Origin of the sequence: Brevibacterium sp., assembly GCF_052105255.1 — a bacterium.
In the GTDB taxonomy this organism is placed as follows: Bacteria; Actinomycetota; Actinomycetes; order Actinomycetales; family Brevibacteriaceae; genus Brevibacterium; species Brevibacterium linens_B.
In genome coordinates, this window is the sequence record NZ_JBQDYQ010000056.1 from 1 (window position 1) to 20,179 (window position 20,179).

The following is a 20,179-nucleotide window of genomic DNA, read 5'->3' on the forward strand; positions in this document are numbered from 1 at the left end:
ATCGGGCGCTGCGGATCGCGGACCGGTTCGATCGGGAGCCGCCCGGTGCGTGGCGGCAGCTGCGCGAGGAGATCGCCCACGACGTGCTCACGCATGGCTTTGACGAGGAGGTCGGGGCATTCACCGTCGCCTACGGTGAGACGGACCTGGACTCGGCCGCACTGTTCGTCGGACTCTCGGGGCTGCTCGACGCCGACGATCCGCGCTTCGTGTCCACCGTCGACGCGATCGAACGCGAACTGCGGGTCGGCCCGACGGTGTTCCGCTACCGCTACGACGATGGGCTGCCCGGGTTGGAGGGCGGATTCCACATCTGCACGACCTGGCTGATCGAGGCCTTCATCAAGGTCGGCCGCATCGACGATGCCTGGGATCTGTTCCGGCAGGTCGACAACCTGCTCGGGCCCACCGGACTGCTGTCTGAAGAATACGACCCCGTCGCCGAGATGCACCTGGGCAACCACCCGCAGGCGTACTCACACCTCGGCTACATCCGCGTCGCCCAGCAGCTCGACGCCCACCGCCCGAGCTGAGGCAACGCTGCCCGCCGCACTCGGGAGGGGCACTCAGTCCGCGCGACCACGAGGCACGGGCTCCAGCCGCCGCTCTCGAGCCTTAAGTGTGCGCAGATTGCCATTTTCGAGCTGGAAATGGGCAATCTGCGCACACTTTTCTCCGCTTTCCTGCAGCGCGGACGCGGCGACTCGTGCGCAGTTGGCTTGTGGACAACGAGGCTCTGTCCACAGACGTGAGATCACCACTGGCCTTCTTCGCCGCGGCGGAGGCATTCTCTGCCTATGAACAATCGGGCACCGGCGCAGCAGTCTCTCGCCACTGCTCAGCCGGCCAACCTGCGGAAGCTTCGGATCCGGCCCTGGACGGAGAAACCGCGTCAGCTCATGACCGCCGCGATTCCGTTCACGCGTGCGCAGGGAGTATCGCGGGGAATCACGCGCCGCGCGCTGGACGATGAGCGGAAGTACAAGCAGCTCGGCTACGGCGTGTGGATTGAAACTGATCCTTCGACACGGGTTGTCGCTCCGACCTGGGCGGACGCCGAGTGGATCGACGAACGAGTGAAGCTGACGGGATTGGTGTGCATCGACACCGGTGTCGTTGCTTGCGGGGTCACTGCGGCGAAGTTGTATGGATTGCCGGTGCCGTCGAACGCCGACACTCGGGTGCACGTGGCTCGTGAAGACAAAGGCCCGACCAAGCGACGGAAGAACGTCGTCTTCCATCGGTACGAATGGCTGCGGTCGGAGAACTACTTCGGCCTGCCGCTCATCTCGGCGGCACAGCTGTTCATCGAACTTGCGCGAGTGCTGACCGTGGAACAGCTCGTAGTGCTCGGGGACGCCGCGGTCGGCCGATGGCACGGGGGACCATTGACGACGATCGACGAAATCCGCGCTGAAATCGCCTCCCGACGCCGAGTGAGAGGACGTCTCACGGTTGAACGCGCACTCGGGCTGGTGCGGGGCGATGTCGATTCTCCACCGGAGACGAAGCTGCGACTGCGGCTCATCGACGCAGGACTGCCTGAACCTGTGGTCCATCCGGCAGTCGTATGCTCACTCATCGGCGCCCACCTCCACCCGGACATGGGCTATCCGTCGATCAGGCTCGCCATCGAGTACGAAGGCGATCATCATCGCAGCTCGCCGACGCAGTTCGCCGAGGACAATCGCCGTATCTCAGCACTCCAGGCCGAAGGGTGGACGGTCATCCGAGTATCCAAAGACTCAGACATGGCGGAGATCTGCGGCCTGATCGCTCACCACCTGCGTGCTGGTGGCCTGATCTGAGTCTGCGTCGCGCCATTTCGTCCGACTGGCCTTCTCGTGGTGGGGCCGCGGTGCCGCTCGGCCAGAGATAAGCGTGCGCAGATTGCCATTCTCGTGCTGGAAATGGGCAATCTGCGCACACTTATCCCTCCGTCAGACGGCGGATAATAGTGCGGGCGGTCCTGTCGCGGTCGCTCACTCGACGAGGAGAGTGACCACCTCGGCGACGCATGCGGGGCGGTCCTGGCCTTCGATCTCGATCGTGTGTTCGAGGATGACCTGAGTGCCCTTGTCGCCGCGGATGACATCCTTGACGCTGATCGTTGCGCGCAGTCGGGAGCCGACGACGACGGGCTGAAGGAAGCGGACCTTGTTGAGTCCGTAGTTGACGCGGATCGACACGCCCTCGATGGTGAAGACCTCGGTGGAGAACTTCGGGATGAGCGAGAGGGTGAAGAATCCGTGGACGATCGTCGCGCCGTAGGGGCCTTCGGCCGCGCGCGCTTCGTCGACGTGGATCCACTGGTGGTCGCCGGTGACGTCGGCGAAGGTGTTGATGGCGTCCTGATCCATCGTCATCCAGTCGGAAGAGCCGAGTCCCTGGCCGATGAGCGATTCGATCTCGTCGATGCCGTTGATTGTGCGCACGTGGTTCTCCTTTGATCCTGGCTCAGATGCTGAGCGGACATTCGATTGAATTCCGCTGTTCTTGGCATCATACGTGGCCGTCCGGTCGACGCCACCCCCTCGTCCGGACTGTGAGTCCCACGGTTCGAGTCCGTAGGGTTGACGGGCCGCGTCCGTTAGGTTGAAGGCATGGCCGACCATTCCGACGACCGTCCCGTGACGCTGACGCATCCCCTCTCGCCGAGGTGGCTGGAGCGTCCCGACGGCTACCGTCACTTCGAATCCGCGTACTTCGTCGGCCACGGGAAAGAGACGTTCGACCGCTGCGCCGAGGAGCTCCTGCACTGGGAGGTCAAGATCCGCAGCGGATTCGACATCGAGGTGAACGTCGACGCCCTCCTCGCCGGGAGCGCGGGCGGAGCCGATCGAGCGGGTCGAGGGGAGACGACGGCTGATGCCGACGCTCGCTCGGGCGGTGAGAGTGCCAGTCGACCGCCTCGGGTGGAGCCGGGGCAGGAGCCGACGATCCGCGTGCGCCTCGGGCCCTTCCGGCTGCCTGAGCCCTCACGGGTCATCGACGTTGTCGACACGGAGGACCGATGCGGCTTCACCTACGGCACGAAGCCGGGGCATCCGATCACCGGAGAGGAGTCATTCATCCTCATCCGCACCGCCGATGACCGGGTCTTCCTCGTCCTGAGATCGGTCTCGCGGGCGGGGCTGGGCATCTGGAGGCTCGGCGAACCGTTCGTCCGACTCGCTCAGATCGTCTACCGCCGCCGCTACGGACGGGCACTGCGCAGCTGATCGGTCACTTGCCGGGAATCGAGTCGCGGGCGGGAGTGTATTCCCAGTGCCACGGCTCGTACATGCTCGACTTGGCCCAGTCGGGGTTCTCCCAACCGTATTCGTCTCCGTGCTCGACGAGCCAGCTCCAGGCTCCGGACTTCGAGGCGACGCCGCCGCCGAGGTCGAGGGCGATGCCCCAACCGTGGAGCGAGGTACCCGGCTTGGCGGCCAACCCCGGCTTCCGGCCGGCCACAGAGACCTGTCCGGCCATGTCACGGTAGGAATCCGTGATCTCGAGTTCCTTGCCGGTGTCCTTCTTGTATGCGGCATTCATCTTCGCCAAGGAGACAGCGGCATCGGCACGGAGTCGGTGGTCTTCCTTGCCGAGGTCGCACAGCCACTCAGTGGGCAGCTCGCCGTTGCCGGCGGACTGGTCGAAGTTCTGCTTCTCATCGCAGCCGGGCAGGGCGCTCTTCTCGACCGCGCGGGACGCGGCTTTGACCTTCTTCTGCTTGGCGCTCGGCACGCCGATCTCCATCGACGACTTCCCCTTGACCTCTGGGACGTCCGCGTTGACCTTCTCAGCATTGACGGCGGCGGGCTCACCGGCGGCGGTCGGGTCGGTCGTGACCTCGGCACCGCCGCCGAGGTTGTTGACCAGCATGGTCACTGCGGTGGCGGCGCCGGCCACTGAGACGGCAGCCAGAGTGGACACGGTCCGCACCTTCTTCTTGCGCACGGACTTGAGCAGCGCACCATCGGACCCGCGGCTCTCGGCGGCTCCTGCGCTGACCCGACGGGCAGACGAGGCAGACGCTGAGCCGAAGGTCGTGGGAACCGCGGCGGCTTCTCGAGCCATTGCGGCCCGACGCGGGGACGTCTGAGTCGCTCGCGCCTCGGCGGCCATCGCTGCGCGCCTGGGCGACAGGTTCTCGGTATCGGAGTTGATGGATGCAGCGGGCGCAGCCGCGGTCGGTGCCCCGGTGCTGCGAGTCGAGGTGCGGGTGCGAGAGAACGGGGACGATGAGCGCCGCCTGTGCAGATCCCGTCGACGCACCGGTGACTCTGTGGTCGATGATGACTCTGACATAACTCTCCGTATGGCTGTGACTCCTCGAAGACCGTCGACGTTCCGACGACTCCAAAACTGCATCACAAAAGTGTAACGGAAATATATCGAACCTGTCATACATTGGTGACGAGTCGCACTCGCAGGCGGTCAGCCGGCACCCAGGTCGAGGTCGGCGGATCCTCGAGTTGCTGACGTCATTCCAGGTCAGGCGCCCTAAGTCGAGTCGGGGCCGCCTCGGCGAGATTATTCGGATCGGCCCTCGATGTACTGTCGGAGGGTGCGCTCCTGGGCGTCTTCCTCGGGGAAGATCACTTCGGTCCGCGCACCCCCTGTTACGGGATCGTTACTGAAGATCAGTGTGATTCCGAGCAGGCGAGCCTGCCCCTGCGCGATGACGAGACCGAGTCCCATTCCGCCGCCGCCGGCGGAGACGAAGCGGGTCGGGCCGGTGTTGACGATGTCCGGCGGATAGCCCGAGCCGGAGTCGGTGACGACGATGCTGCGCGTGCTCGTCTCCAGCCGGATGGGATCGCCACCGTGCTTGATCGCGTTGACGAGCAGGTTCGACACGATGCGTTCGAAGCGCCGGACATCGGTGACCAGGGTCGAATTCAGTGCCGCCAGATGGGTGTCGATCTGGTGGCCGGCGAGGGCGCCCGAAGCTTCCATCGTGCCCAGCAGGGAGCGGATCGCCTGATCGATGTCGACGCGGGTGAACTCGGGATTGGCGCGTCCGGCATCGAGTCGGGAGACTTCGAGGAGGTCTTCGACGAGGACCTGCATGCGCACGACCCGATCCTTGACGAGCTCGGCGGGGCGGGAATCCTCTTCGAGCAGGTTTGCGGCGTTGACCAGCCCGGTCAGCGGGGTGCGCATCTCATGCGCAAGATCGGCGGTGAAGCGCTGCTCGGAGTCGATGCGTTCGGTCAGGCGGGCCACTGCGGTGTCGACGGCCGTGGCGAAGGCCCACACCTCCTGATCGGATTCGTCGATGACATCGGCGATGCGGGTCGTCGTGTCTCCGGCGGCGATCTTCCTGGCGGCCTGCGCACCGAGCGTGAGCCGTCGGGAGATGCGGCCGGCGACGATCGATCCGACGCCGCCGACGACGAGGGCGGAGCCGATCATGCCCACCAGCAGCGCCTGGTCGATGCGGCCGATGAGCTCCTGGCTGTCCTTCGTCGAGGCGCGCACGGAGATCACCTGGGTGTGCGAACCGACCTCGATGGGGGCCGCGGCCCACACGATCTCCTCACCGTCGACCTCGGACCGGATCGTCACGCTCTGGCCCTTGAGTGCGGACCTGCGCGCCTCCGTGGGCAGCTCCGGATCATCGATGCGGGCATTGAGGGTGAGTACCCCGGTCTCGGAGAAGATGGTCGTCGCATTCGTCAGCTGCTCGGTGACTGTCGAGCGCATCCTGTCGTCTTCGGCCCGGGCCGCGGATTGGCGCAGCACGATCGAGCACGACAGCACGGCGATGATCACCGAGGCGACGATGAGCAGAGAGATCTTCCAGCGCAGCGACATGCGATCAGCCTGCGAAGCGGTAACCGAATCCGCGAACGGTTTCGATCATGCTCGCCCCGATCTTCTTCCGCAGGCGCTGGATGTGGACGTCGACGACGCGGGAGTCGCCGGCCCATTCGTAGCCCCACACCGTGAACGCGATCTTCTCCCGCGAGTAGACGTGCTCGGGCTGCTCGGTGAGCAGCAGGAGGACCCGCAGCTCGGTCGGGGTGAGGTGGACTTCCTCCCCGTCGACCTCGACCGTCAGCCGGCCGGTGTCGAGGACCAGGGACCCCAGCCGCGTGCGGAACTGGCCCAGCCCGCCGTCGGAGCCGGACGTCTCCGCGGCCACCGTGGGAGAGCCGCTCGGGCGAGGGGGAACTCCGCCGATCGCCTCTTCGTCGTCGTCCGCCTCGGGGGCGGTGGTGAATTTCCCACCGGCACCGAGGTAGGTGTCATCGGATTCGAGCTGCGCTCGCAGTCGATCCCGGGTGTCCATTCCGGGGCTGGCACCGAGGACCTCGGGGATGCCGTCGCCGGTGACCATGCCGCCGGGGCCGATCACGGTGTCGTGATGCTCATCCGCTTCGGGCGCGGGGGAGTAACCGAACCGGTCGGTGCCGGTGGTGATGAACCGACGCACGACCGCGCGGATGCGAGCGTTGAGCACCTGCATGTCGAAGGGCTTGGTGAGATAGTCGTCGGCTCCGGCCTCGAGGGCCTGGACGATGTCGATGGCGTCGGAGCGGGCGGAGATGATGATGATCGGGATCGTCGAGCGCTCGCGCACGGCACGGCAGATGGAGGCGCCGTTCATCGTCGGCAGCATGAGATCGAGAAGCAGGACGTCGGCGCCGTTGGCGGAGACGAACTCGTACCCTTCGCGGCCGTCGGCGAATGCCGAGACCGTGTAGTCGAAGCGTTCGAGTCCGATCTGCGTCGTCTCACGGATGACTTCGTCATCCTCGACCAGAACTATGTGCATTACGTTTCTCCATTTAGCCGCGTGAAGCGTTGACCTGGTTCAAACCTACCGTCGTGCATGCGGAACACCTGCACCGACCAGCCGGAGGGGCAGCATGCTCTGTCCCCGTCGGCGAACATGGCCTCCTGCACCACCAGTGTCCCGTTTCTGCCGGGGCTGACCTTGAGCTGATTGCCGGTGGCGATGAGCTCGAGGCGGGGCTCGCCCCTGTGATCGCTGATGACCGCACCGGCGATGATCTCGTTGGGCTGTTTGGGGTTGGCCACCGTGACCAGCTGGAACTTCTGTTCACCGCTGAGGAACGGAGACGCGAACTTCAGGCAGTCCTTGCAGTCGGCGACGACCTCGGCCGTCTTCGTGGCGCGGCCGGTGACCGCAACTCCCGACGCTGATTCGATGGCCGTGCGGACTTCGTCGAGGGAGAACGGTTCATTCGCTTCGCCCGCAGCCTCGGTGTTGGGGGCGAAGAGGGAGGGGGAGGGGTTGCCCTCGGGGGAGACCTTGAGACCGCGATCGGGGCCGCATGCTGTGACGGTGAGGGCCATGACTGTCGCAAGGAGGAGCGCTGTGGCAGTGCGGGCGGTGCGGCGGAAGGGCGTCGACGAGAGGGGTGTCGAAGGGGGAGGGTCGAGGGGGCCTGGGCCGACGGCGGACCGAGTCGCAGTGCCTGCACATGGTTCACGGCCAGGCGGGGCCTGGCTGGAGAGAGATGAGCACAGCGCCTCCCCGGAGGCGCGTCTGACGGTGACGGGCACACCCTCATTTTTGCCTGTTCCGAGCCCGTAGTCCACCTGATCGTCGGCTCAGGCGGGTCGCCGGCGTCGTCGGATCCGCCGGGTGAGGCAGGATCCGTCGGTTTCAAGGCGGCTTGCGGCGTCCGTTGCGACGGAGCGCTGGGTAGTCGACTGCGCACACCTCGGCTCTCAGCTCGGACCGGTAGAATGGTGGGCATGGCGCCCTCGAACACCCCGAAGAAGAAGTCCACAGGCGGCAAGCCCTCCAGCACGGTGTCCTACAAGGATGCGATCAGAGTCGGCGCCGTCTGCGGAATCGTCACTCTCGTCCTCGCGATCATCGTCACCAGAGCGTGGCAGGACGGTCGCGCCTTCGGCTATGCATTCGTCTACGCCGGAGCGGCTTTTGTGCTGGTGTCGGGCTTCACGAGCTACCTCAACTGGGTGATGCGCAAGGACACGCAGAATCAGAACCAGTCCTACCCGGTCATGCGGTGAGCCGCACCAGACCTGACTGAGACGCCTGGGGCTGCGCTGAGAACTGCGCTGAGAAGCGGCACCCTTCACTGAGGCGCCCGGCCCATGCGCTGAGGCGCCCCAGGGCGTTCACTGAGACGTGGGCACCGGCCTCATCTTCCGCGGCTCAGTCGCACGTTCCGTACTGTCACGCACTTCGTCGGCATGACGTCTAGTTACCGGATGCTCGCGGTCGAGGGGCAACGGCTCGTCTGCCCCCGCCGTGCTTACGAGAAACGCAGCAGGCGGAGGCTGTTGAGGATGACGAACACCGACGAGAACGCCATTGCGGCACCGGCGATCATCGGGTCGAGCAGTCCGAACGCCGCGATCGGGATCGCCGCGGTGTTGTAGGCGAAGGCCCAGAACAGGTTGCCCTTGATGAGCCCCAAGGTCCGGCGCGAGAGCCGGATCGCCTGCGGGATCTGCTGCGGATCTGACTTGACCATGGTGATGTCCGACGCCGCCATCGCCGCGTCCGTACCCGACCCCATCGCGATGCCGAGGTCCGCACCGGCCAGAGCGGCGGCGTCGTTGACCCCGTCGCCGACCATGGCGACGGCCCGGCCCTGCTCCTGCAGTTCGCTGACCACGCAGACCTTGCCCGCCGGGCGGACATCCGCGCGGACCTCGGTGATCCCGAGAGCCTCGGCGACCACCTCGGCGGCTTGGGCATTGTCCCCGGTCAGCAGCACTGTGCTCAGTCCCAGCGAATGCAGTTCGCCGATCGCGGCCTGGGCGGTCGGCTTGGCCTCGTCGGAGACGTAGCTCAGCCCGCGGAAGACCCCGTCGATCGCCAGCGCGACGATCGTGGCGCCGCGCGGCACCGAATCGGCCGCAAAGTCGACCGCGATCCCACGTTCCCGGAGCAGGTCCGGGCGCCCGGCGAGCACCTCGGCGCCGTCGATCGTGGCCCGCAGACCGCCCCCGGCGATGTTCTCGAAATCCGCGACCGCTGTCCCAGCCGAGAACTCGACCGACCTTGCCGTCCCGATCGACCTCGCCGAGGCGGCCCTGGCCGATTCCTCGACCGATCCCATGGAATCGGGCCCAGCCGAGCCCGTCCCCGCCGAACCCGGATCAGTCGGGGAAGTATCAGCCGAGTCAACCCCGGCGGTCTCGGGTGCGGCTGCGACGATGGCGCGGGCGATCGGGTGTTCGCTGCGCGACTCCAGACGAGCGAGCACAGCGAAGTCCGCCGGTGAGAGTTCGGTTCCGGTCAGGCTCATCACGCCGGTGGTCAGAGTGCCGGTCTTGTCGAGCACGACCGTATCGATCGACCGCGTCGACTCCAGCGCCTCGGGCCCGGAGACGAGGATGCCCAGCTGGGATCCGCGCCCCGAGGACACCGCAAGCGCCGTCGGCGTAGCCAAGCCCAGGGCACAGGGGCAGGCGATGATGAGCACGGTGAGCGCCGCATGCAGCCCAGCCGCCCAGTCTCCGGTGACGAAGCCCCAGATGAGCAGAGTGAGGATCGCGATGCCGAAGACGATCGGCACGAACACCGCCGAGATCCGGTCGGCCAGCCGCTGCACGGCAGGCTTCCCGCTCTGCGCGCGAGAGACGAGATCGGCCATGGCCGCCAGAGTCGTATCGGCACCCACACGGGTGGTGCGGACCTCGAGCACACCCGAGGTGTTGATCGTGGCTCCGGTGACGGAATCGCCGGGGCCGACCTCGACCGGAACGGATTCGCCGGTGAGCATCGCCTCTTCGACAGCAGAATGTCCGGTCAGCACCTCACCGTCGGTGGCGATCTTCTCACCGGGACGGACGAGGAAGACATCACCGACGGTCAGCTCGTCGATCGGCACCTGCACTTCGACGCGGTCGCCATTCGCGCCGGCAGCGCCGGAAGCAGCATCGGCCGCAGTCGCCTCCGGCGCGCCCTCAGCCGCACCAGCTTCACGCAGCACGGTTGCGGACTTCGCCCCGAGGTCGAGGAGCGCCTTGAGCGCCGCGGTCGCCCGGTTCTTCGCCCGGTCCTCGGTGAGCTTGCCGATGAGCAGGAACACCGTGATTGCGGCGGCAGCTTCGAACCACACATGATATTCGGCGGGAATCGTCCAGCTGTGACCGTCGGCGACGGCCCGGCCCAGCGTGAAGTACGAGTACAGGCTCGCGACGGTGATGCCGACGCTGACCAGGGTGTCCATGGTCGTCGACCCACCGCGGGCGGCCTTGTATGCCGCCGAGTGGAAGGGCCACGCACCCCAGGTCACGACCGGCAGGGCGAGGATCGCGACGACCCACTGCCACCCGGCGAAGTGCCAGCTCATGACCATCGAGACCGCGACGATCGGGACGGCGAGGATGAGTGAGCCGATGAAGCGCGGCCGCAGATGGCGGGGATCGTAGTCGACGATCTCCGGACCGGCGCCTCCAGCACCGCCCGCGCCGGGGCTGCGTACCGTGGCACCGTAGCCGGCCTTCGCGACGGCGCCGGTGATGTCGTCGTCGCTGAGTTCGGAGTCGATGACCACATGCGCGGTCTCCAGCGGCAGGTTGACCTCCGCCGTGACCCCGTCGAGGCGGGTGAGCTTCTTCTCGATCCGCGCCGAACACGACGCGCAGGTCATGCCCGTGATGTCGAGCTCGAGCTCGCGAGGCATCACTTCACCTCATAGCCGGCTTCATCCACGGCGGCGCGGATCGCCGCAGCGTCGAGTTCGGCCGACGATGTGATCGTGACCGGGGAATCTCCCCCGGCGTTGAGGTCGACCGCGACGTCAGTCACGCCTGCAAGCGCCCCGAGCTCGTCCTTGACAGCGGCTTCGCAGTGTCCGCAGGTCATTCCCGAAACGGTGATGGTGGTGGTCGTCATCGTGCTCTCCTATCAGCTGTGAAATTGTCCCGACGTCCGGGCCTCAGGCGTCGTCGCACCCCGATGGGGCGGACGCGGCCTGCGGCTTCAGCTCTTGATGAGTCGGGAGATGGCGGCTGACGCCTCCTCGACCTTTTTCCGCGCTTCCTCGTCGTCGCCGGATGAGGCGGCGTCGACCACGCAGTGAGCGATGTGCTCTTCGAGGAGGTTGATGGAGACCGCGTGCAGCGCGGCTGTCGCGGCGGAGACCTGGGTGAGGATGTCGATGCAGTACTTGTCGTCGTCGATCATCTTCCCGATGCCGCGGACCTGACCTTCGATCCGCTTCATCCTCCGCGCGAGAGCGTCCTTCTGCGGGGTGTATCCATGCTGCTCAGTCATGAACGCACCGTATACCCCTATAGGGTATAAATCAAGATCGGCCCTCGCCGAGACGGCTGTGCGTTTGCTCTCATCCCGACCGTTCCGTGTTCTCCGGCTCCTACAATCGAATTATGCATGTTGCCAGACTGTTCCGGTTCCCGGTCAAGGGGTTCCCCGCCGAGGAGCTCACCGCGGCCAGGGTGGTCAAGGACCGCGGGATCCGCGGTGACCGGATCGCGGCGTTCACGAACGGCAGCCTCGACGTTCCCGTCGACGCCTGGCACTCGTACTCCGCCTTCACGGTGCTCAAGAACGACACCGACCTGCAGAAGTGGCAGGTCGCAGTGGCCCTCCCCCAGGTGGCCGGAGACGAGTCCGCAACCGCGCCTGATCCGGATGACCAGACCGCCCCCGCCGAGGCGATCGACGATATTTCCGCGACGGTGACCCTCACGTCCCCGATGGGGGAGTCGACGACCTTCTCCGCGGATGACGAAGAGGGCAGGGCCGCCTCGGCGAGCTTCCTCTCCGAACGGATACCCCCTCAGGGTACATTCCCGCGCAGCCTGGCCGTCGCGGATCAGGGGATGTTCGACTCGCAGCGCTCGGGAATCTCTCTCATCAACCCCGCCACGGTCGCCGCGATCGCCGAGACGGATGAGGGCCGCGCGGCCCTCGGCCTGAGCGCTGAATCGGTAGGTCCGACGTCGGCTGACGCGGGTACTCCGGACGATCGTGCGACTGGTGCAGCCGAGCATGCAGTCGAGCTCGACTCGTTGCGGTTCCGCGGCAACATCCTCGTCGATGGACTCGCCCCGTTCGAGGAGTTCGCGCTCATCGGTTCGGTCATCCGCCTCGGCGGCGTGCGACTGGCGATCCGCTCGACGATCGAACGCTGCCCGGCGACGACCGTCAACCCGGCGACGACCGAGGTCGACGTCAACGTCCCAAGGCTGCTCAACTCCGCCTGCGGGCATCTGCACTGCGGAATCTACGGACAGATCCTCGAGACCGGCGATGTCACCGTCGGCGACGAGATCATCGTCGACGGTCCGGCCCCGCGCGAACTGATCAAGGTCGCGCGGACTCCGCGCTTCATGACCGTCGTCGGCCGCCGGCAGATCTGCAACGATATCGTCGAGGTGGCACTGCGTGACGACCTCGGTTGGATCCGCGAATTCGACGAACCGGGCACCAATCTGCGCGTTCACCTCGACCTCGGCGCACCGTTCTGGCGGACCTATACGATCACCGACGTCGACGACGACATCGTCCGCATTGCCGTGCGCACCCAGGGCAAGGGCTCGCGGGCCGTGGCATCGCTGGACGAGGGACAGCGGATACTGACCTCCGGCCCGCACGGAACCATGACCGCCTCACGCGTCTTCGGCGGCACAACGGCCCTGATCACCGCCGGAATCGGCATCACCCCGAGCCTCGGACTGCTGCGCAGCGACGGTCTGGCCGACCTGCCTGATACCGATCGAATCCGACTCGTCCACGTCGACCGCGACCACCGCACCGCATGCCTGTGGAACCGGCTGCAGGACCGCGCCCGCTCGGGCTCCGTGCCCGTCGAGACCCACCACCGCGATACCGCGACGGCCGGTCGACCGGGCCACCGGGATCTCGTCGACTGGGTGGCCGGCTGCGACAACGTCATGGTCTGCGGACCCCGCGACTTCACGGCGGCCGTGCTCGCCGCCGCGGACGAGGCCGGCGTTCCCGCGGTCCACCAGGAGACCTTCGCCTCTCCGAACACGGGCATGAGCGAGGCCATCGCCGCGTGCTCGCCCGCCGAGGTGACGCTGGAGAAATCGGGAACGAGCTTCGTCTGGCAGCCGCAGGAAGGCACTCTGCTCGAATCCTTGGAAGCGCGCGGATTCCGGTCGCCGAGCTCCTGCCGCGGCGGATCCTGCGGAACCTGTTCGGTCTCCCTGGCCGCGGGGTCCGTGCTCTACCCGATCGAACCCGCCGCCCGAGTCGAGAGCGACGAGGTGCTCGTGTGCTCTGCGGTCCCCGCCGGACCCATCAGTCTGGCGCTCTGACCCCGGCAAGCGGCCACTGCGCGGGTGGCACAATGGTTGCCATGCCGAAGAAGAAGCGCACCGTGCTGCCGCAGGGGCCCGCCGGACCGGTGGGCCGCCTGAGCCGGTGGGTGCGACTGTCCGCGGCCGGGCGGATCATGTTCGCGAACTCGATCATGCTCGTGGGCGTCATGGTGCTCACGACGAGTCTGCTCTACCTCCAGCTCTCCCAACTCAACACGAAACGCGAACAGGACCTGCTGCGGTCGGCCGCGGACAACATCTCGATGTCGCTGGGCCTCGTCGCCACCGGTGAAGTCGGTCAAGACGACTACCTCGACTCCGAATCCCGCGACGATGTCCAGACGCTGCTGGACAATGTCATCAGCCAATACGGCTTCGACGTCGCCGCGGTCGTGCCCATCGACTTCCTGCTCACCCCGCCGACGCTGGGCTCACCCGGACGCCAGCAGGCGCTGGAGGCGAAGACCGCCTCGGCGGATTCCGGGAAGATCCCCGAGGATTCGATCGACCAGCTGGCCCAGGCGGTCGACGGTCAGGCTCTGCAGGAGGGCCGGTCGACCGTGCGCTTCATCGACGACGGAGGCCCGTCCGACGGCACCATGTACGTCGTGACCCCGGTCTATGCCGAACACGTCGGCATCGACGGCATGAAGTCCGACACCGTCGTCGGCGCCGTCATCGTCGGCAGCTCCGCCGATTCGGTCCGCGAAGGCTTCCTGGCGCAGGGCAAATGGCTCATCGGCATCGCCGTCCTCACCCTCATCCTCGGCATCGGGTCCTCGTGGGTGACATCGCGGGGTCTGCGCCGGGTCACCGGTGACTACGGCGCCGAGGAGCTGCGCAGCATGCTCGACTTCTACTCCTCCGTGCTCACGGCCGTCTCCGAAGGACTGCTGCTCGTCGACCGCGCCCGCGGAATCGTGCTCATCAACACCGAGGCCCGGGAACTGCTGGGCATGCCGGCCGTCGGCGACGACGAGGACCCGGACCCCACCTCGGCGGAGGAGATGCCGCTGCGCGAGCTCGACCTGCCGGAGGCGCTGCACGATCTGCTCGCCTCCGGCCGGTGGGCCCGCGACGAGATCCACTACACCGACGATCGCGTCCTCGTGGTCAATCAGCAGCCCACCGAGGCGGCCAGCGATACGTGGGTCGTGACCATGCGCGATCACACGGAGCTGGCCGAGCTCTCCGGCGAGCTCGTGTCCGTGCGATCGTTCTCCGATTCCCTGCGCGCACAGACCCACGAATACGCGAACCGGCTGCACATGGTCGTGTCCCTGCTCGAGACCGGGCACGTCGATGAGGCCATCGACTTCGCGGCCAGAGACATCGACGACCTCAACCGGGTGAACGGGGACGGGTCGATGACCTTCGACCACCCCGTGCTGTCGGCCCTGCTGCTGTCCAAGATCGCCCAAGCAGCCGAGGTGGGCATCGAGATGACGGTGGACACCGCGGACCTCACGGGCAGCCTCGGCGGGGACGATCGGGATCTCGCGACGATCCTCGGCAACCTCATCGACAATGCTTTCGACGCTCTGAGCAGGCAGGATGTCCTGCCTGAAGACAAGAGAGTCCACGTCGAGCTCTACGGTTCCGGCGGTCCCGGCGGATTCACGATCGAGGTCAGCGATGACGGTCCGGGCATCGACGAGGAGCACGTCGACGCGATCTTCGAACGCGGCTGGTCGACGAAGCACGACGGTGTCGAGACCGACCAGGGGCAGGGACGCCAGCAGACGGGCACCCGCGGGGTCGGGCTGTCCCTGGTCGTGCAGGCGATCCGCCGCCTCGGGGGAGCCGTCGACGTGCAGGGCCACGGGGAGGACTGCGACCGGTTCAAGGGTGCGGTGCTCACGGTGTGGCTGCCGGGCTCGGCCGGTGCAGGTCAAGCGGGCCACAGCTCGATGTGACGGGACTGCAACACGATCAGGCACGCTGTCAAACGGGTGCAGATAGACTGGCGGCATGTCGGACTCAACTGTGCCCGAATCGAGCATCGGTGTGCTCGTCGTCGAGGATGAGGTGGTCGCCGCCCGTGCTCACGCGAAGTACATCGATCGCATCGACGGCTATCACGTCGCAGGGGTGGCGAAGAATGCCACTCAGGCGATGGCTGCTCTCACCGGTCAGATCTACGGCCTCGAGTCCTCCGGCATCCACCTCGTCCTCCTCGATATGAATCTGCCCGACGGGCACGGACTCCAGGTCTGTCGCGCCATCCGCGGCCAGCGAGTCGACGTCGACATCATCGCCGTCACCGCCGCCCGGGACATGCAGATCGTGCAGGAGGCGTTGTCCTACGGCGTCGCCCAGTACATCATCAAGCCCTTCACCTTCCCCGTCTTCAAATCCAAACTCGAGGCGTATTCGTCCTTCCGCAACCGCCTCGGCGGAGACTCGAACGACGGGGAGGTCACCCAGACCGAGGTCGACAAGGCGATCTCGGCCCTGCGCACCCACACTGTGGCCGCGACTGCGAAGGGTGTGCCCGATGCCGTCCGGTCCGAGGTGAAGAACCTGCTCGATGAGAATCCGGGACAGTCCGCGGCTGAGTTGGCCGAGGGCCTCGGCGTCTCCCGAGTCACCGCACGCCGCTACCTCGAATCCATGGCCGACGCCGGCATGCTCGAACGCCGTCCCCGGTACGGTTCGGCCGGCCGCCCCGTCCTCGAATACACCGTCGTCCCCGACGCAGGCTGACCAGGCGGTCTCGGCTCAGTGCAATGGACATCGGACACCCCTCGGTAGAAAATGGTCCCATGTCGAAGAAGTCCCGAGTCTGGCTGGCCGTCGTACTCGTCCTCGTTCTGCTGCTCGGCGCCGGGGTCTTTGCGCTCTTCCGGCTTCCGATGACGAAGTCGTCGGCAGCCGAGGCCGCCGCCCACGACCTCGCCGAAGAGCAGCTGAACTCGGACGTCTGGCACGAGAAGGACCTCGCTCAGGGCCTGTTCGACCGGGTCACGAAGGCATTGGGCAAGCGAGTCGACCTGCGGTCGGTCACCGTCGACGACATCACCGAGGCCGAGGGGCGGACCGTGGCCACACTCGACTGGAGCTGGGCGAACAACGACGGAGAGTCCTGGGAGTACAGTTCCCAGCTGCCCCTGGAGAAGAACGGACTCTTCTGGTGGGCGGATCTCACGGAGCAGGCCGTCCACCCGAAGCTCGGCAAGGGCGGCCGCTTCGCACTGCGCGCGAATCCGGGCGGACGCGGGAAGATCCTCGGCGCCGATGGCGAAGTGCTCATGGCAGAGGGGAAGGTCATCGACATCGGCGTCCATCCGAATCGCCTGGAGCCCGACACCATCGGCCGACTCGTCAGCGGGCTCAACGACGGCGTCGACTCCCTCGACCTCGACGCCGCTGACCTCGAGAAGTCCGTCGACGACGCCGCAGGCAATCAGCTCGTCCCCGTCGTGACCCTGCGCGAAGACGACTACAGATCGGTCAAGAGCGCCATCCACGATCTGCCGGGGGTGCTCTTTTCCGAGGACACCCAGACTCTGACCCGGTCTCGCGGGTTCGCGCAGGCCACGCTCGGTTCGGCCGGACCCGCCAGCGCCGAAGACATCGAGAACTCCGAGGGCGAGATCATCGCCGGTGACATCGTCGGCCGCACCGGCCTGCAGAAGACCTACGATTCCCGCCTCAGCGGACCCGGCAGCGTCGAAGTCTTCGCCAAGGGCGATCCGACCGACGACAAGGGCGGAAAGACGAAGCTGACGAGCCTTCACGCCTTCGAGTCGCAGGACGGTGAGGATCTCGAGACCACCCTCGACGTCGATATCCAGACCGCCGCGGACGACGCGGCGGCGGCCGCGAAGAAACCGGCCGCCGTCGTCGCGATCCGTCCCAGCGACGGCCAGGTGCTCGCCGTGGCCAACCACGACCCGGCAGGAGCGGCCTGGGACCGAGCGCTGAGCGGCCAGTACGCTCCCGGTTCCGTGTTCAAGATCGCCTCGGGGCTGGCACTCCTCGACGCCGGGGTGAAACCGGATGACGACATCGACTGCCCGAAGACCGTAAACATCGGCGGCAAGAGCTTCAAGAACGCCGAAGACGAAGTGCTCGGCATCGTCAGCTTCGCCGAGGACTTCGCCCACTCCTGCAACACCGCATTCGTCTCCTCTTCGGAGAAGGTCACCGGCGACGAGGTGGCCGAGGCCGCCGCCCAACTCGGCATGCTCGGTGACACCTCGGCCATAGGCGCGAAGATGGCCTCGGTGCCGACCGACGATGACGAGGTCACCCACGCCGCTCAGATGATCGGTCAGGGCAAAGTGCAGACGAGCCCGCTGGCCGTGGCGACCATGGCCGCCTCGGTGGAAGCGGGGGAGACGATCACCCCGCAGCTCGTCCTCGGCGAGGCGCTCGACGAGGCGAAGAGCGACGACGGCCAGGGTGCAGGTAAGGGCACCGGCGACGGCAGCGAACCCCCGTCGCTCGACGCGGACGCGGCGAAGGAGATCTCGACGATGATGCGCGCAGTCGTCACCGAGGGCACTGCGACTGCGCTCAAGGACGTTCCCGGTGACCCCGTCCACGGCAAGACCGGAACGGCCGAATACGGCGAGGAGACCCCGCCGCGCACACATTCGTGGTTCGCCGGGTTCCAGGGAGATCTGGCCGTGGCCGTCCTCGTCGAAGACGGCGGATTCGGCGCCGAGGCGGCCGTGCCGGTGGCGCACGAATTCTTCGATTCCGTCAACTGAGCTTCCGCCGAGGCGGCTGCGGCGACGTACCCCTCACCGCATACGCAGGGATCGCATCACCTGTAGCGCGCCGGTCATGGCCTTCGCGAACGTTTTCTGATCGAGAGGACCGGCCGGGGCGATCGGGTGGAGGCGCTGCTGCGCGATCGTGTGCGAATGCATGAATTGGAAGAGGCCCTCGGGTCCGTGCCGGTGGCCCATGCCTGAGGCCTTGATTCCGCCGGCCGGAGCGTCGATGGACCCCCAGCTGGCCGGGTAGACCTCATTGACATTGACCATGCCGGCCTCGACCAGCCGCGCGATCTCGCGCCCATGGGAACGCGAGTAGACCGACGCCGAGAGTCCGTAGTCGCTGTCGTTGGCTGCAGCGATCGCCGCGGCATCGGACGGCACCGGATAGACGGAGACGACGGGGCCGAAGGTCTCCTCGCGATGCAGCTCCGCCGTCGCGGGAACATCCGTGAGCACGGTCGGAGCGTAGAAATAGGGGCCGAGATCGGGCACCGGGTGCCCGCCGGCGAGCACCGTGGCACCGGCGCTGCGGGCCTGTTCGACATGCTCGGTGATCGTCTCGAGCTGCTTCGGCCCTGCCAGGGTGCCCATGTCCGGGCCGTAGTCGAACTCCGCGCTGAGACGGTGGGCGCGAGCCGCCTCGGCGAAATGGGCGCAGAAGGTCTCATAGAGGTCTTCATGGACGTAGATGCGCTCGATCGAGATGCACAGCTGCCCGGCCGAGGAGAACGATCCGCGCACGGCACCCTCGACGGCCTTCTCCAGATCCGCGTCGGCGGCCACGATCAGCGGATTCTTGCCCCCGAGCTCGAGCACAGCCGGGAGCAGGCGCTGCCCCGCCTCGGCGGCGATCGACCGTCCGGCGGCCGTCGATCCGGTGAACGAGATTCCGTCGGCTCCGGCCATGAGTGCGGGGCCGACCTCGGAGGACGGGCCGGGCACGAGCTGCCACGCCTCGGCGGGCAGACCGGCGGCGATGGCCAGCCTGCGCATGAACACCGAGGTCAGCGTCGTCGTCGAATCGGGTTTGTGGACGATGGCGTTGCCGGCGGTCAGGGCCGCGAACAGGTCGGTCGCACCCAAGGTCAGCGGGTAGTTCCACGGTGTGATGAACCCGATCACGCCCAGCCGGGTGCGCGTGACCTCGGTGCGGGTGAGCACGGGGATCGCCCCGCGCCGGCGTTCGGGACGCAGATACCGGGCGGCCATCACCCCGTAGTGGCGGAGCACATTGAAGGTATCGAGGATCTCGTCATAGGCGTGGATGCGGGCCTTGCCGGTCTCGTACTGGATGATGTCGAGGAGCAGATCCTCATTCCGGACCAGTGCCGAATGCAGTCGAGTGAGCACCTTCGCCCGGTGCTGAACCGACTGAGCGGCCCATGCTTCGCCTGCGATGCGGGCCGTGGCGTAGGCGGCCTCGATGTCGTCGGGAGTGTTCCGTGCGAACCGGTCGACCTCCTGGCCGGTGAACGGTTCGACGCCGCGCATCACCTCGCCCGATCCGGAGGCATCGGCGTACGGATCGGTGTCGAGGAAGTCCCGCAGTGCAGCGGTGACATGCGTGGACGCGGTCTGCGCGGTGCCTGCTTCGGAGGTGCGCGCGGTGGTCTCTGTTCTCATCGGCTTCCTAACCATGTGACGTAGGTCATCGCGGGCTAGACTACCGAATATGGTTTCGAGTGGACTCCGGCGTGCGCTGAAAGGGACCTGTGCACCCACCGCCGTCCTCGATCTCGACGCGTTCGATGAGAACCTCGATGCCCTGGCTCAGCGCGCTTGCGGACTGCCGATTCGGCTGGCCACGAAATCCCTGCGCGTGCCCGAAGCCATCGACCGAGCGCTCGCCCACCCCGCCTATTCCGGCGTTCTCGCATTCTCCGTTCCCGAGGCCCTGTTCCTCCACGCCCGCGGCGTCCGCGACATCGTCATCGGCTATCCCAGCCTCGACCGGCCGGCCCTGACCCGAATGGTCGCCGAGGCAGGGGCGCGGTCGAACATCACCGTGATGATCGACTCCGTGGACCACCTCGACATCATCGACGACGTCCGCAGATCCCTCACCGAGGCGGGGCGGGATTCCGGCCCGGAAGGGACCGGTCCGGCGGTGAACGGGGCGATCCTCGCCGAGGCGGGAGCCGCCTCGGTGCGGGTGTGCATCGACGTCGACTCCTCCTTTCGCCCGGCCGAAT

At 66.8% G+C, this 20,179-nt stretch carries 17 protein-coding genes and 1 pseudogene; 9 read left to right on the top strand and 9 right to left on the bottom strand.

Annotated elements, in window-relative coordinates:
- Both ACTIIH_RS13220 and ACTIIH_RS13225 read left to right on the top strand, forming a co-directional pair.
- A partial coding sequence (locus tag ACTIIH_RS13220; protein WP_441452293.1) for a glycoside hydrolase family 15 protein occupies positions 1–533 on the top strand: 533 nt, incomplete at its 5' end.
- 264 nt (positions 534–797) lie between these two features.
- Complete coding sequence (locus tag ACTIIH_RS13225) at positions 798–1,808, top strand: endonuclease domain-containing protein (RefSeq protein WP_441452295.1); 1,011 nt, start codon at positions 798–800, stop codon at positions 1,806–1,808.
- 174 nt (positions 1,809–1,982) lie between these two features.
- On the opposite strand, the gene ACTIIH_RS13230 is transcribed toward ACTIIH_RS13225, so the two are convergent.
- Entirely contained in the window at positions 1,983–2,435 is a 453-nt protein-coding gene (locus ACTIIH_RS13230; protein WP_441092087.1) for a MaoC family dehydratase, read from the bottom strand.
- A 168-nt stretch (positions 2,436–2,603) separates the two neighbouring features.
- On the opposite strand from ACTIIH_RS13230, the gene ACTIIH_RS13235 reads away from it, so the two are divergent.
- Positions 2,604–3,221 carry a DUF1990 family protein gene (locus tag ACTIIH_RS13235; protein ID WP_441452298.1) on the top strand — a complete coding sequence of 206 codons (618 nt, stop codon included), beginning with the start codon at positions 2,604–2,606 and terminating at the stop codon, positions 3,219–3,221.
- Between the two features lie 4 nt (positions 3,222–3,225).
- Here ACTIIH_RS13235 and ACTIIH_RS13240 read toward each other — a convergent pair whose 3' ends face one another.
- From ACTIIH_RS13240 to ACTIIH_RS13255, 4 genes are all read right to left on the bottom strand, one after another.
- Entirely contained in the window at positions 3,226–4,293 is a 1,068-nt protein-coding gene (locus ACTIIH_RS13240; protein WP_441452300.1) for a M15 family metallopeptidase, read from the bottom strand.
- Positions 4,294–4,518: 225 nt separating this feature from the next.
- Positions 4,519–5,805, bottom strand: a complete 1,287-nt coding sequence (locus ACTIIH_RS13245; RefSeq protein ID WP_441452301.1) for a sensor histidine kinase — start codon at positions 5,803–5,805, stop codon at positions 4,519–4,521.
- 4 nt (positions 5,806–5,809) lie between these two features.
- The gene (locus ACTIIH_RS13250; protein WP_441092091.1) at positions 5,810–6,769 is read right to left on the bottom strand and encodes a response regulator transcription factor; all 960 of its coding nucleotides are present in this window, start codon (positions 6,767–6,769) and stop codon (positions 5,810–5,812) included.
- Positions 6,769–7,314, bottom strand: coding sequence for a hypothetical protein (locus tag ACTIIH_RS13255; RefSeq protein WP_441452303.1), 546 nt, complete (start codon positions 7,312–7,314; stop codon positions 6,769–6,771). The genes ACTIIH_RS13250 and ACTIIH_RS13255 overlap by 1 nt, the downstream gene beginning before the upstream one ends.
- Before the next feature lie 405 nt (positions 7,315–7,719).
- On the opposite strand from ACTIIH_RS13255, the gene ACTIIH_RS13260 reads away from it, so the two are divergent.
- Positions 7,720–8,001, top strand: a complete 282-nt coding sequence (locus ACTIIH_RS13260) for a hypothetical protein (RefSeq protein WP_025779103.1) — start codon at positions 7,720–7,722, stop codon at positions 7,999–8,001.
- A gap of 245 nt (positions 8,002–8,246) precedes the next feature.
- Here ACTIIH_RS13260 and ACTIIH_RS13265 read toward each other — a convergent pair whose 3' ends face one another.
- From ACTIIH_RS13265 to ACTIIH_RS13275, 3 genes are all read right to left on the bottom strand, one after another.
- The gene (locus tag ACTIIH_RS13265) at positions 8,247–10,631 is read right to left on the bottom strand and encodes a heavy metal translocating P-type ATPase (protein ID WP_441452305.1); all 2,385 of its coding nucleotides are present in this window, start codon (positions 10,629–10,631) and stop codon (positions 8,247–8,249) included.
- Positions 10,631–10,843, bottom strand: coding sequence for a heavy-metal-associated domain-containing protein (locus ACTIIH_RS13270; protein ID WP_441452307.1), 213 nt, complete (start codon positions 10,841–10,843; stop codon positions 10,631–10,633). The genes ACTIIH_RS13265 and ACTIIH_RS13270 overlap by 1 nt, the downstream gene beginning before the upstream one ends.
- Before the next feature lie 87 nt (positions 10,844–10,930).
- On the bottom strand, positions 10,931–11,224 hold the full coding sequence (locus tag ACTIIH_RS13275) for a metal-sensitive transcriptional regulator (protein WP_441092093.1): 294 nt from the start codon (positions 11,222–11,224) through the stop codon (positions 10,931–10,933).
- Between the two features lie 113 nt (positions 11,225–11,337).
- Between ACTIIH_RS13275 and ACTIIH_RS13280 the strand changes: the two genes are divergently transcribed.
- Genes ACTIIH_RS13280 through ACTIIH_RS13295 form a run of 4 tightly spaced genes read left to right on the top strand, consistent with a single transcriptional unit; the run spans position 11,338 to position 17,975 of the window.
- Entirely contained in the window at positions 11,338–13,254 is a 1,917-nt protein-coding gene (locus tag ACTIIH_RS13280; protein ID WP_441452309.1) for an MOSC domain-containing protein, read from the top strand.
- Positions 13,255–13,295: 41 nt separating this feature from the next.
- Positions 13,296–15,173, top strand: coding sequence for a sensor histidine kinase (locus ACTIIH_RS13285; RefSeq protein WP_441452311.1), 1,878 nt, complete (start codon positions 13,296–13,298; stop codon positions 15,171–15,173).
- 55 nt (positions 15,174–15,228) lie between these two features.
- A complete protein-coding gene (locus tag ACTIIH_RS13290) occupies positions 15,229–15,963 on the top strand; it encodes a response regulator (protein WP_441452312.1) in 735 nt (244 codons plus the stop codon).
- 59 nt (positions 15,964–16,022) lie between these two features.
- Positions 16,023–17,975, top strand: a complete 1,953-nt coding sequence (locus ACTIIH_RS13295) for a penicillin-binding transpeptidase domain-containing protein (protein ID WP_441452314.1) — start codon at positions 16,023–16,025, stop codon at positions 17,973–17,975.
- 33 nt (positions 17,976–18,008) lie between these two features.
- On the opposite strand, the gene ACTIIH_RS13300 is transcribed toward ACTIIH_RS13295, so the two are convergent.
- Complete coding sequence (locus ACTIIH_RS13300; RefSeq protein ID WP_441452316.1) at positions 18,009–19,610, bottom strand: succinic semialdehyde dehydrogenase; 1,602 nt, start codon at positions 19,608–19,610, stop codon at positions 18,009–18,011.
- Positions 19,611–19,659: 49 nt separating this feature from the next.
- Between ACTIIH_RS13300 and ACTIIH_RS13305 the strand changes: the two are divergent.
- Positions 19,660–20,179: pseudogene (locus ACTIIH_RS13305) on the top strand (hypothetical protein); the annotation flags it as partial.

Bases quoted from the DNA above. Each gene is read 5' to 3' on its own strand.
- ACTIIH_RS13240 (WP_441452300.1), bottom strand. From the start codon at position 4,293: ATGTCAGAGTCATCATCGACCACAGAGTCACCGGTGCGTCGACGGGAT.
- ACTIIH_RS13300 (WP_441452316.1), bottom strand. From the start codon at position 19,610: ATGAGAACAGAGACCACCGCGCGCACCTCCGAAGCAGGCACCGCGCAG.
- ACTIIH_RS13265 (WP_441452305.1), bottom strand. From the start codon at position 10,631: ATGCCTCGCGAGCTCGAGCTCGACATCACGGGCATGACCTGCGCGTCG.
- ACTIIH_RS13250 (WP_441092091.1), bottom strand. From the start codon at position 6,769: ATGCACATAGTTCTGGTCGAGGATGACGAAGTCATCCGTGAGACGACG.
- ACTIIH_RS13225 (WP_441452295.1), top strand. From the start codon at position 798: ATGAACAATCGGGCACCGGCGCAGCAGTCTCTCGCCACTGCTCAGCCG.
- ACTIIH_RS13255 (WP_441452303.1), bottom strand. From the start codon at position 7,314: ATGGCCCTCACCGTCACAGCATGCGGCCCCGATCGCGGTCTCAAGGTC.
- ACTIIH_RS13290 (WP_441452312.1), top strand. From the start codon at position 15,229: ATGTCGGACTCAACTGTGCCCGAATCGAGCATCGGTGTGCTCGTCGTC.
- ACTIIH_RS13280 (WP_441452309.1), top strand. From the start codon at position 11,338: ATGCATGTTGCCAGACTGTTCCGGTTCCCGGTCAAGGGGTTCCCCGCC.
- ACTIIH_RS13270 (WP_441452307.1), bottom strand. From the start codon at position 10,843: ATGACGACCACCACCATCACCGTTTCGGGAATGACCTGCGGACACTGC.
- ACTIIH_RS13275 (WP_441092093.1), bottom strand. From the start codon at position 11,224: ATGACTGAGCAGCATGGATACACCCCGCAGAAGGACGCTCTCGCGCGG.
- ACTIIH_RS13295 (WP_441452314.1), top strand. From the start codon at position 16,023: ATGTCGAAGAAGTCCCGAGTCTGGCTGGCCGTCGTACTCGTCCTCGTT.
- ACTIIH_RS13260 (WP_025779103.1), top strand. From the start codon at position 7,720: ATGGCGCCCTCGAACACCCCGAAGAAGAAGTCCACAGGCGGCAAGCCC.
- ACTIIH_RS13235 (WP_441452298.1), top strand. From the start codon at position 2,604: ATGGCCGACCATTCCGACGACCGTCCCGTGACGCTGACGCATCCCCTC.
- ACTIIH_RS13285 (WP_441452311.1), top strand. From the start codon at position 13,296: ATGCCGAAGAAGAAGCGCACCGTGCTGCCGCAGGGGCCCGCCGGACCG.
- ACTIIH_RS13245 (WP_441452301.1), bottom strand. From the start codon at position 5,805: ATGTCGCTGCGCTGGAAGATCTCTCTGCTCATCGTCGCCTCGGTGATC.